The sequence below is a fragment of the Lactobacillus sp. ESL0261 genome (genome assembly GCF_003693025.1).
GTDB classification, from domain to species: Bacteria; Bacillota; Bacilli; order Lactobacillales; family Lactobacillaceae; genus Lactobacillus; species Lactobacillus kullabergensis.
Genome location: NZ_REHN01000012.1, coordinates 72,889 through 86,163, shown reverse-complemented (window position 1 = coordinate 86,163; position 13,275 = coordinate 72,889). Strand labels below are relative to the sequence as shown.

Sequence of the window (13,275 nt, the reverse complement as noted above, 5' to 3'; positions counted from 1 at the left end):
GCTAAAATTAATGAAAAAGTTTGTAATTGTTCTGGCAGCAGGCAAGGGGACCCGGATGAAATCAAAATTGTACAAGGTCTTACATCAAGTATGCGGCAAGTCAATGGTCGAATACGTTGTTGAAGCAGCGCAAGCAATAAAACCAGACAAAATAGTTACAATTGTGGGTAATGGTGCAGAAGAAGTTAAAAAGGTTCTTGCTGATAAGTCTGAGTTTGTTTTACAAAAAAAGCAGCTTGGTACGGGCGATGCAGTTTTAACTGCTGCAGATGAGTTAGCAGCAGAAAAAGGTGCTACTTTGGTAATTACAGGTGATACGCCATTATTTACAAGCCAAACTTTTCAAAAATTATTTAATTACCATCAAAGCAAAGGCAATGCGGCTACTGTGTTGACAGCCCAAGCTCCAAATCCTTATGGTTATGGTCGCATTATTCGAGACGATCAAGATAATGTTTTAAGGATTGTTGAACAAAAAGACGCCACAGCAGATGAATTAAAAATCAACGAAATTAATACCGGTGTTTTTTGTTTTGACAATCAGTTGTTATTTAGTGCCTTAAAAAAGGTCGATAATCAAAATGCTCAAGGAGAATATTATTTAACTGACGTGCTAGAAATTTTGCGTAATGAAGGTCAAAGAATTGGTGCATACAAAATGCCAGATTTCAGCGAGAGCCTGGGAGTTAACGATCGATCAGCTTTGACTCAAGCTACCAAAATTATGCAAAAAAGGATTAATAAAATGCATATGGCAAATGGTGTAACTTTCATTGATCCTGATACGGCTTATATTGATGCGAATGTTAAAATTGGCTGTGATACGCAGATTGAAGGCAATGTCGTAATTAAAGGCAATACTGAAATTGGGAGCGACTGTTTAATAACTTCTGGCTCCAGGATTATTGATTCCAAAGTTGGTAACAATGTTACTGTAACTTCTTCAACAGTTGAACAAGCTGAGATGGATGAATTTTCAGATGTTGGCCCTAATTCCCATTTGCGCCCTAAAGCAATCCTAAGAAAGGGTGTCCATATCGGAAACTTTGTAGAAATTAAAAATGCTGAAATTGGTGAAAATTCTAAAGTAGGTCATTTGACTTATATCGGGGATGCTACTTTGGGTAAAGATGTTAATGTTGGCTGTGGCACTATTTTCGCTAATTATGACGGCGTGAAAAAAGATCATACTAATGTGGGTGATCGTGCGTTCATTGGCTCAGGTGCTACTTTAGTTGCACCAGTTAATATTGCTGACCATGCCTTTGTGGCAGCAGACTCAACAATTACCAAAGATGTGGCCAAATATGATATGGCGATTGCTCGCGGTCGTCAGGTAAATAAACCTGATTACTGGCATAAATTGCCCCTATCTAATGATCCTGACTGGAAATAAAAAAGAACTAAAAAAATAGCTCCAGAGTTTTAAACTTCTGGAGCTATTGATGTAAAATTAATTATTTAAAATTAGCTTTTTTAACAAACTTATTTTTAGCAATAATATAGTATTTCTTGTTGTTTATTTTGACAGGATCGCCATAGGTTTTAACTGCTTTACCTTTCTTCAAACCTTTTTTACTAATTCGATTGCCATGTTGACTATAAATATAAGCGTTATGCTTTAATTTGATCTTTTTGGAATCGATATTAGCAGCAGAAATGAATAGACCATCTTCCAGTTCGTAGAATGACCTGCCATTAATCAATTGCTTGTTAGCGGTATTTACACTTGAACCAACGAGAATTACTAACTTATTGGCACGTTTTCCTTGCTTATCATACAAATATGAATTGTGCATAATTTCTTTTTCGACTACTGGTTGTGGTTTTTCGGTAATCGGAGCTGTGGTAACAGTAGCAACAGATGCTTTTTGGACTGCAATATTTGCGGCTTTAACAAAACGGTTTTGAGCAATAATGAAGTACTTCTTGCCCCGAATGGTTACTGCATCACCATAAGTATTAATGTTATTGCCTTTTCTTAACACACCAGCTTTCTTAATCCGTTTGCCATGTTTATTGTAAACATAAGCATTATGTTTTAATTTTCGGCTTGTTGAAACTACGTTGCTAGTAGCAACATAGTAGACTTGGTTCTTATTGCCCCTATCAACCAGAATGTAATAGTGTTTCCCATTAATTACTTTTGTACCGTACGAAGTAATGACTGAGCCGGCACCAAGGACAACCTTATTTACACGCTTGCCATTTTCATCATATAGGTATGCATTATGCATTAGAGCTAATTCTTCGCTGTGACTTAAATCAAGTTTTGACTCCTCTTTTTCTTCTTTGTCGACAGTATTAACCGGGTTAGGGTTGAATGGAGCAGGGGCAGAGCTGCTACTAGTATTAATGTTATTGCTATGGTTATCATCATTTTCTTGACTGTTGTCGTTACTATCAAGAATATGGTCAATTGTATCAGAATCTGTACTATCGAGATAAAGTTGATTAATTGCATCATCACGGAGTTTAGTAATGGTCTGACTATCATTAACTTCAGGCTGATTAATAGCATCTTTAGCAGTATTCATATCAGTATCAATTTGGTTAATAATAGCTTTCTTTTTCTGCTCAGTGTAATTGCTAGAGGACTGAATTTCACTTATAGCTGCTTTTTGTGCCTCCGCTAGAGCCCCAGCAGCGATTGCCTTTTCACCAGCTAATTCTGTTGCAGCAAGATTATCCGAGTTGCCAGGATCATTGAGCGCATCTTTAGCATTTTCGTATGCTTGATCAACGCTAGTAGTGTTTGCTTTATCCTTAAACCTGTCTATAAGAGCTTTAACTGCAGAATCATAGGCAGCTTTCAGTCTTTCTCCTTGTACTTCGCTATTGTTGTTTAAAACATCATCAAGTTCTTTACTATCGCTTACAATAATACTGCTTATTCTGTCAACTGCATCCTTTCTGGCAGTTTCTATTTCGGTTGAATCTTGAACTTGACTAATAGTGCCCGTTTGCTCCGAGTTGGCTTTAGCTGCTTCTTGGTCAATGCGGTCTTTTACTGCCTGTTTTTCAGTATTAGTATAATCGGTACCATCCTGATGCTTTAATTTATCAACTTGGTTTTTAGCGTTAGTAGCGGTGTCAGTGACCGAACCTTTAGCTATTTCTTTTTCAGCTGCAATCTTATCAGCTGCAATATCTGTAGGTGAATCACCATTGACACGTGAATGTTCTTTGTAAGCTTGATCAACGCTGCTGGTATCGGCATTTTCACCAAATTTTTCTTTTAGTTCAGCGACTGCTTTTTGGTGTTTATCAGCCAAATCGTTATTAGCCTCTGCTTTAAGTAAACTAATGGATTCATTTTTGGCAGCATTACCAGCGCTGTCAATATCTGCTTTGGCGGTTTCTGTGATTTTATCAATCTGGTTCTTTTTGTCAGTTGTATCGCCTTTAGGAGCATTAACTGCATCAATTTTATCCTTAGCCTTTTGACTATCATCTTTAATTTGCTCTTTCAGCCGGTCTTTTAATTCAGTAGATAATTTATTATTACCGTCAATTTCCTTAGCAACTTTATCAGCTTTTTCGTCAATGTCAGCTTTAGCATTTTCCTTATTGATAGTAGTCATAACCTCATCATAAGCGGCACTGGCAGTCTGGATGTTTTGAGCTTCATCAATAGCTTTTATTTGTTCATCAATGTGATCTTGCACTTCTTGAGCCAGTTTATCTTTTAATCTGTCTTTTAATGTCTTGTAGGCGTTTTTGATACCAGTCACGCCATCAGCACCTGCAAAAGCATTTTTTTGCTCATCATTAAACCATTCTGGTTCAGTGCCGGTTTCAGGTTTAGTTAACAGACGATCAATGTTTTGACCAATGGTTGCTTCATCTGGGATGTCGCTAATTGCTGTAGTCTTTTCTATATCCTGGAAACTCTGTTGATAAGCATCATCAATTGCAGCTTTAGCTGCCTTCTTCTGCGCGGCAGTTAACTGAGACTGATCAATTATATTATGGGCCTTAGTTTGTTTATCCTTTAGAATACCTTCAGCTTTTGTCTTTTGACCAGCTAGGGCAGCTTGATCTTTAATAACACTAAACTTGTCAACTGCTTGATCTCGTTTGCCATTTATTTGGTCTTTTGGCTCTGTTTCAGATTGTTGAACAGAATTAATGTCAGTTTTTGCTTGTTCAACAATAGTTTTAATTTGGTCTTTCTGCTTTTGTTGCTCCTCTGGTGACAAACCTGATTTTTCTATTGCGTCATTTGCTTCTTTTTGAGCTTGTTCGATCTGAGAGATTGCCTCTTGTTTAGCTTTGACTATTTCTGCTTTTTCTTGTGCAACTTGGAAAATACGGTCGATTTCTTTTTTACCGAAATTAGGAATTTCATCCTGTTGAGCTTTACCTTGTTGGGCATTTTGAGCTTGTGCTAGTGCATTTTCGTAAGTATTATCAAGTTTAACACCCGCAATCTTATCTATAGTTCTATTGACGGCTTCATCAAGTTGCTTTTGCAATGAGTCAATTTGATTTTGCTCTAGGTTGGTTGCCACACTGGCAATTTCACCTTTATTTTTAAGGTATTCCTTAAACTTGTTAATCAGATTATTTTTTTCCGCAGTCAGTTGACTTAGAAACTTGGCCTGATCAATATTTGTTTTGGCATCTTGTTCTAACTGCGACAGCTTATCACTTGTACCGCCATAAATTAAACTAATAAAGTTATTTAAAACTCGTTCAATATCATTATATCCGCTAGCGACATCATTACCGGCTAAGTCTAAACCATCAATATCAGTTTTGGCACTTGCGGCATATTCTTTTAAGCCCTTAACTATTTGATTTTTATTATCAAAGTCATCACCTAATTTGCTAATTGTGGCAATGCCCTCACTTGCCGCTGTTTGAATTTGCGTAATAGTGTTTTGCTTATTATTTCTAGCGGCAATAATATTAGCAGCAGCTTTCTTTTGTTCTTGGTCTATTTGGGCTTTCATTTTGTCAGCGACAGCGCTGTCTTCAGTTTTATCAGCTTTAGCCTTAGAGCTAATGGTAGCAGTTTGTAGATCGTTTAGGGCTTTAGTTAAGGCTTCTTCTTTATCAATATCACTGCCAATGTTGTTAAGAGCAGTCTCACTTTTACTTCTGGCATCATTGATTTTATCTTGAACAGTTGCAGCAGAAATCTTGGTTTTAGCAGTGCTTAAAGCTGCGCTAATAGCAGTGCTTAATTCATCAACCTGATTTTGATCAAGTTTATTTTGCAACAGGTCATTCTTTAAGCGTTCGTTTAATTTCTCCGCTTGTTCGACCAGTTTATTGTATGCGACATTTTGTTCTTCCAGTAAAGCAGCATTATTCTTGGCATTTTGCTCCATACCATTAATTGCATCTTCACCTGCTGTCTTAGCTTTTTCAACTTCAGCTGGAGTTTGCGCTTGATTAATATTTTGGATAGCCGTTTCTTTATTTGAATTAATTTGTTCAATCAATTTGGCTTTTTCTTCGTCACTTAAGGCTGACTGGTCAATACTATTGATAGCATTCTTAGCTGTTTCGGCAATATCTTCTAAATATTTATTGGCATTATTCTTAGCAGCTTGTAATTGGGCAGCACTCAAAGCTTTGTCAATGTTAATAATTCCAGTATTCTTAGCAGAATCTATATCGTTTTCAGTTTGTTGACCATTAACTTGGTTAACAGCTAAATTTTTAGCTTCCGTTGCCTGACTCTTATATTTGTCCTTTTCTTGGTTGCTTAAACCTGCAATTTGGTCAATTTGAGATAAGATTCCCAGGACATCAGGATTATTAGTTTGGCCGTTGAGTTCTTCAGTAAGCTTTTTAATAGCAGCGGCTTTAGCCTGTTTAATTTCCTGAGCATATTTATCATCTGCAGTAGACTTAATAGCTTTTATCTGCTTAATAGCAGTATCTTTAATGTCCAAGACTGAATTACTTTCTTCGGCCGCATCAATTGCTGAATTAGCAGTATCAATGATTGAATCAACGCTATCTTGATCTGCCTTATCTTTCAGGCTATTCTTGATTTCGTTAGCAGCATCTTTAATAGTTTTTCTAGCTTGCGCTTTGGTAATTGCCAAGTTGCCGCTTGCTTCAGCTTTATTAATGGCAGTAATAGTATCGGTAGTTATTTTATTGACGTCATTTTTGCTTTTGACGTTTTGCAATTTGTTGATGGCATCAGCAGCAGCCTGATTAATATCTGTGATTGCCTGATCATATCGGGGTTTAGCGTCAGCCTGTTCTTCTTCACTCAGTGAATTATAGGAGGAATTCAACCTATTAATTGCTTCACGAGCTGCGTTTTCTATAGTTTTTTCGCTGTTATTGTTGGCCTCTGCCAAATCCGCAGCAGTAGCATCTGCTATTACTTGGTCAATAGCATTTTTGCCGTCGCTTTTAGCTTGATCAACTGCATCATTAGTCTTTTGCAACTCTATATTTAGTTTAGCCTTATCCCGTTCGTCATTTATTTTTGAGATAGTCTCGCTCTTATCAGCATCAGACATTGAAGACTGATTAATGTTGTCAATTGCTTGTGTAGCAATTTTATCAATTTCGTTCTTGGCGTTATTAATATTGGTATCAAGGCTTTGAGCATCCCGGATTACCTTACGCATGTTATCGTTGCCTGTTTGCTTTTCAGTATCAACTCGATCAATAGGAGCATTCTTAACTTTGTTAACTGCATCATTGTAATCATCGTTTAACTGCTTAATTAGCTCGTTTTTTGTACTACTATTGACATTTTGTAAACCTAAAATTTTATCGTTTACATCATTGTAAACGCTCAATAATTCTTTCAGGGCAGCATTTCTAGTTGACTCTAGGGCTGCTTTATCGCGAATTTTATTTAAGGCCTCGCGACTAGCATTAGCTGCTGCAGCAATTTCTTCTTTAGTCGTGGCATTTTGAATATTAGTTTTTGCTGTAGTTAATGCTGTAGCAATTTCTCCATAATAGTTATTCTTTTCTTGACCAGAAAGGTTAGGATTTTGTTCTATATCTGCACGAATTTTTTCAGCTAAAACGTTTAGTCCAGTATCTTGGTTAGTTAATGCCTCATCTTTTTGTTGCTCTAAGAATTTTGCTTCTTCGCTTGCAATACTGCCAGCAACACTAGCCATAGTAGCAACGCCGTCATCTCTATCTTTAACTACTTGATCATTGGTAAAGTCACTATAAACCTTGTTAGTTGCTGTTTCGTAAAAGCCATTAATCTTACTTGTTAAGGCGTCTTTTTGCTCGCTATTAATTTTATTATCTTCAAAAGCCTGATTAATAGTGGCTAAGTCTTTTTCTCTTTCGGCTTGCAAAGCTTTATTTGCTTGAGATTTAGCGACCGCCAATTGAGCAGCTGCTAAGTCCTTGTTGATACTATCTTTAGCAGCTTGCTTGGCAGAATTAATACCATCAGTGTCTTTAGCTGCATTAATTTCGGGTTTGGCATTAGCTAAGTCTTTAGCAATCAGTTCTTTAAAATGTTGTTTATCTTCTGGGCTTAAATCGGAGTCAGCAAAGCCATCAATTTTGTCTTTAGCTGCTTGAGCTGCATTTTCAATTTCTGTAATTGCAGTTTTGTGTTGTTGATCTAAATTATTGGTAGCAGCATTCGCGGCATTATTCTGATAGTCTGTAATATTTTTAATAGCATTGTCTCGATCTGTTTCAATTGCATTTTCATCTTCGTCTTGAGAAACATTGGCAATCCCTTTATCGGCTGCAGCGTTAATTAGATCCTGATACTTAGTACTATCTGCATCACTCAGGTTCTTGTTGTCCTTAATCGCAGCAATTGCTTTGTCTCTAGCAGTTTGAATATCCGTAATAGCTTGATTGCGTTGGCCCTTGATGTTCTGTTCGTTAAGCAAATCGTTTAATGCAGCAGTACCTTCTTTGGTAGCTTTGTCAATGTCTGCTGGAGTTTCTCCGTTATCAATGCGGTCGTAATATCCCTGATCTCCAGTAAGCAATTCACTGGCTTTATTGGAAGCATCGTCTTTATTCTTGGCCGTTAAATTAGGATTATTCTGAATTTTGTTAACAATGTCTTGTTTAACTGTTTCCAGTTGCTTTTTAGCAGCAGCCTTATAAGCACTCAAAACGTTCTGCTTACCGTCAATAATATCCTGGTTAATAGCGGTAAGTGAGTCATGGCTATCAATCGTGTTGGCAGCATTAGTGACCGCGTTATCAATATTAGACTCTTGCTCAAATCCTAAATTGTTTTTAGCTTCAGTTGCATCTTGCTCAATTTGCTTTTTAGCAGCAGCCTTATAAGCACTAAAAACGTTCTGCTTACCGTCAATAATATCCTGGTTAATAGCGGTAAGTGAGTCATGGCTATCAATCGTGTTGGCAGCATTAGTGACCGCGTTATCAATATTAGACTCTTGCTCAACTCCTAAATTGTTTTTAGCTTCAGTTGCATCTTGCTCAATTTGCTTTTTAGCAGCAGCCTTATAGGCATTTAAAACGTTCTTTTTACCATCAATAATATCCTGGTTAATAGCGGTAAGTGAGTCATGGCTATCAATCGTGTTGGCAGCATTAGTGACCGCGTTATCAATATTAGACTCTTGCTCAACTCCTAAATTGTTTTTAGCTTCAGTTGCATCTTGCTCAATTTGCTTTTTAGCAGCAGCCTTATAGGCATTTAAAACGTTCTTTTTACCATCAATAATATCCTGGTTAATAGCGGTAAGTGAGTCATGGCTATCAATCGTGTTGGCAGCATTAGTGACCGCGTTATCAATATTAGTTTCTTGGTCAACCCCTAAATTACTTTTTGCTTCATCTGCGTCTTGTTTAACTTGCGCTTTAGCAGCTGTCTTATAAGCGTCTAAAACATTCTTTTTACCGTTAATAATGTCTTGTTTAATATCAGTAGCAGAATTGTGACTGTCAATCGTGTTACCGGCATTGGTGACTGCGTCATCAATATTAGTTTCTTTAGTTACTCCTAAATTGGTCTTAGCAGTATCTGCATCTGTATTAACTTGTGCTTTAGCATCTTCTTTAAAAGCGTTTAAAATATTATCCTTTTTGGATTTTAGTATTTGGGTAATATTTTGGCTACTGGCAGCATTATCTTCAATTTTATCAATTGCCGCTAAGGCATCTGTCATGGCGGTTTCGGCTTTGCCAACTTGACCGAGGACATTTTCATAGACTTTAGTATAACCAACAATTTCTGCTTTAGTAGCTGCTTTGTTAATTAAACTTTTAGCAGCAGCTTTTCTCTTATTGATAATTTCGTCATCATCAGTGCCGTAAATAGATTTACTGGTATCACCAGTTGTAGTTGTCGTATCAGCAACCACTTGGTCTATTTCATCAAGATATTGTTTTTGTTCATCCTCAGGTAAACCAGAGTTTTTAATCCGCTCTTTAGCTTGGGTAGCTGCTTCATTAATATCTTTTGCTGCTTGGTCTTTTACTTTATCCGTATGTGTGCCATTAATCTTATCAATACCATTGTTAAGATTATCTTTAGGATTATTGCTGTTAATAATATCTTTGATAGCTTGATTTAAAGCATCTTGAATTTCAGGTCGATCATCACCATACTGTGCCATTTGCTTTTTAGCAGCAACTTCTAATGCTGCAATTGCATCAATAGTATCTTGCACACTTGGGAGTAGAGCTTTGGCTTCTTTTTGATGGTTATTAATAGCCGCTTCATTATCGTCTTGATCAAGATCACCGTCAGGAGTAACAATTTCTTTTGGCCGCTTGAGCTTGTCTTTTATACCGTTAATTAACTCGTCAACGGGCGATTGGACGTTGTTATCTTTAGCAGCTTCAGCAATAGCATTTTCCACGTTTGAAATTGCTTGCTTGATGTCTGTTCTGGCATTTTCACGATAATCTTTACCAATTTGGTTGATGGCATCAATCCCGTCACTAACAACCTGATCGAGGTTAGTAACGTTTGTTTCGGGAGCATCAACAGTGCTTATTGCCTTATCTTTTGCTGCATTTATTTTTTCTGTCTGTGAAGGGAACTTAGAAATTTGCTCATTAGTCTGGCTAGCTAACTTATCTTTTGCATCCTTTTTGGCATTTTCATACTCTGCTTGACTTTGGGCTGTTTGTATAGCCTTCTCAACCAAGTCTAAAACGGTCTTTTTTCTATTATTTACTTCGCTAATCGCAGTCTTGGAAGGTTGCACCCCGTAAACTGATTTGCCGGAATCATAATTGCTGTCCGTACTATTTGCAGCATACTTAGTGGCTTCATTCAGTGCGTCAGTGAATGCTTTTTCCTGATCTGCAGTCAAATTATTTGGCTTATCGGCTTTAGCTTTGTTAATGGCATCTTTAATTGCCTGAGCTGCTTCTTGTTGTATTGCACTAAATGGTTTAATTCCCAGACTAACTGTAGTAGGGCGAACGCCACAGGCAATATCTAAGGGACTGTATTCAATAAAGTTCGCATGTGGAGTTAGTTGAATTGTAGCGTCTTTAGCCATTTTAGTGGTGATTTCAGCAGGAATAGTAATGGTAAAGGTACCATCTGGAGCTACTTTAGCGGCAAATTTTGTTGGTAATGCTGCCAAATCATTTGCTTCACCGCGATAAGTATCAACTGTTTCAGCGTATGGATTAGCTATGGTGGAATCAATAACAGCTTGACCATTTCTGTATACACCACTATCTTTAAACCTGGCTAAAACATAGGCTTCGGTACCACCAGGTAAGATATTTTTAAAAAAGCTGTCACTATCAGGACCATCTTTTGCAGGATCATAGTATAATACATGGCCTTTGACCAGCTTGGAACCATCTTCCTGACTAGTTACCGTCACATCTTCTGGGTCTATGTCTAAGAAGCCGCTTTGATTAGCCGGTGTAAATCTGATGTTATTGTAGCTTGGGTTGTCTTTATCGGAAAATGCTGCTTCCACGATGGCTCGAAAGAGCTGGTCATAGCTTTGATGATTGTAATTTTGTAGCAATTCCTGGAAGTTTTTAGGTGCTTTACTAAGAATAGCGCTAAGCTGGGGACTATCTTTTTTGACTTTTTCCAAGTCGAAGATCCTTTGACCGTTTAATACTTCCAGTTTGTTAACTGCGACAGTTTTAGCAGTTTTTTCGACTTGTAAAACATGAAAAGGCGGCAAGACTAAGTTGCTGCCAAGAGCGGATCCATTTAAAAGTTCACCAAGGTTTAAGGACTGGCGAACATTTGTGACCGTGATTTTATTATCACCGATAATGCTGGTGCGGTCATTGTTATTCAGATAGGCGTCTAACACAAGAGAAGTCGGGTTATTAACAATCAGTTGCCCAGTATTGGCCACATCTACCAATTTTATTGCACCAGTACCGGCATCACCAACTAATTGAATTTCAAAGCCGCCGTTTTGCACGTTAGCTGTACCATCAATTTGCACTAGTGAACCAGTATAATTGCCCATGTTTTGTCCAGTAATCTTGAGAGCACCGCCAGAGTTAATAGCAAAATCGCCCCCAATATAAATCAGGTTTTGCTTATTTTTAGTTGAAATATTACCATTCGTGTTAACGGTAATTGCACCATTTTTGCTAATATTTACCTTTGATTTGGCGTTATCTAGGTAAATAGCTCTGGCTTGACCATTATTTTGTTTGCCCACATAATTAATTCCTTCACTTTGTCCGATGTTAATGTTCACCTGACCGTGAACAGTTACTTGCGCATCGTCACTAATGAAGATGGCACTGACTGGATTGCCGTGTTCACTGTTATTAGCACCATTTGAGCCATCATACGTCTTAAGTGGGGTCAGGTTAACAACTGCTCCTTGTTCAACATTAAGAGAATTGCCTTCTCCTCTCATTTCAATCAAGGTGCCGCCAAATGTTGAACCGTCAAAGTGGCAACCCGCTTTAAAAGTAATGCTATTATTGCTATTGGTGAATTCTAAAAGTTGCTGATTATTACCGTCAAACCAACCGCCAATATTGCTTGGAATTTTGACAGTTTCAGCGTGAATTTTGCCTTCAAAAATAATGTCAGTATTATTTTTGGTATATGTTAATTGTGAACCATAAAAATCAATATTTCTAAAAGTGATTTTAGCTGTTTGTCCTCTATTCATATTAGAGGCATTAATGACACCATAGTAGTCGGTACTTTTAAGTATTAAGTTCTCGTAAGTAATATCTAGAGAAGAGTTACTGGAAAGAGTAGGGTGGTTGCTCTTGAAATCAAGGGTATATTTAGCATTACCTGCAGACTTAATTAATAAATTTCTGCCCTGTAAAGTATAGCGATTATGACCTGTCTCTTTGTCAGCACTAATATTATTGGTGATATCAATCTCGCTTACATTACTATCTGCTAGAGCTCCAATAAAGTCCTTCCAGTTACCCACGCTTCTTTTTTCGCCAACATCTCTTAAATCTCTATTGGTGATTTCAGCAGTTAAACTGTCTTGCTTTTGCTCAGGTTGAACACTATCCGAAATATTAACTACGGTAGAATCAACCATTCCATCTTGGCTTTTTTGCGCATTATCGTTTTGCATGTTGCCAGTGACAGAATTCTGTTTGTCATCTTTAACCGCGTTGGTGTCTTCGCCGTCCGTTTTGCCCCCTGCATTACTTTGCTCATTGTTGCTGCTATTTTCCCTTAAAAAAGAACTTAAGCCAGAAAACGTTCCTAAATTTGGTTCGCTTTCTGGCTTTGTGGTTTTGGTCATATTATTAGTAGCAGTAGTTGAATTTTGAGCAGCATTATCCCTAGGAGTAGGAGTGGGAGTTGCCTGAGCGTCAATTTTTGCTGTTACTTTTGACTTTTTGCTTATTTGTTGGGGCGGAACAACAGTATCAGCACTAACTGCTTTACTGCTAAGTCCTAGGTAAGTAAAGCCAAGCAATACTGAGGCAGCGCCAATACTCAATTTACGAATTGAGAAATGGTCTTGCTTAGCTTGCATTGCCATTTTTTTCACCCGTTCATTGTTATTATTCTTTCCTAACATACAAATGTCCTTTCTTATTTTCAACTACTATACAATTATCAATTTAGTAGATGCCTATATAAATGTCAATTATTGCGATTATAATATCATTAGTTTATAAATTAAGAACTTAAAGAAATTTGACTGAATAAAAAGTGCTATATAGTGTAATAATAAGCGCAAACAAGGTGATGAATTTGTAATAGCAGAGAAGCTAATAATGAAATTGATATCATAAAATAAATTTGATATAAAATATATTTATATAGTATTTTAAGTATATTGCATTTTTTAAGCTCAAATCTATTAAAAAACAGAAGCAAAATATAAAAGCTAATTG

The 13,275-nt window shown here is 37.1% G+C and carries 2 protein-coding genes; one reads left to right on the top strand and one right to left on the bottom strand.

Annotated features, from left to right (window positions below):
• Positions 1–10: 10 nt before the first annotated feature.
• Positions 11–1,396 (top strand): bifunctional UDP-N-acetylglucosamine diphosphorylase/glucosamine-1-phosphate N-acetyltransferase GlmU, encoded by a 1,386-nt coding sequence (glmU, locus tag F5ESL0261_RS08250; protein WP_122052863.1) that lies wholly within the window; start codon positions 11–13, stop codon positions 1,394–1,396.
• Between the two features lie 61 nt (positions 1,397–1,457).
• Here the strand turns inward: glmU and F5ESL0261_RS08245 are convergent, their stop codons facing one another.
• Positions 1,458–12,917, bottom strand: a complete 11,460-nt coding sequence (locus tag F5ESL0261_RS08245; RefSeq protein ID WP_233560916.1) for an SLAP domain-containing protein — start codon at positions 12,915–12,917, stop codon at positions 1,458–1,460.
• Positions 12,918–13,275 lie beyond the last annotated feature (358 nt).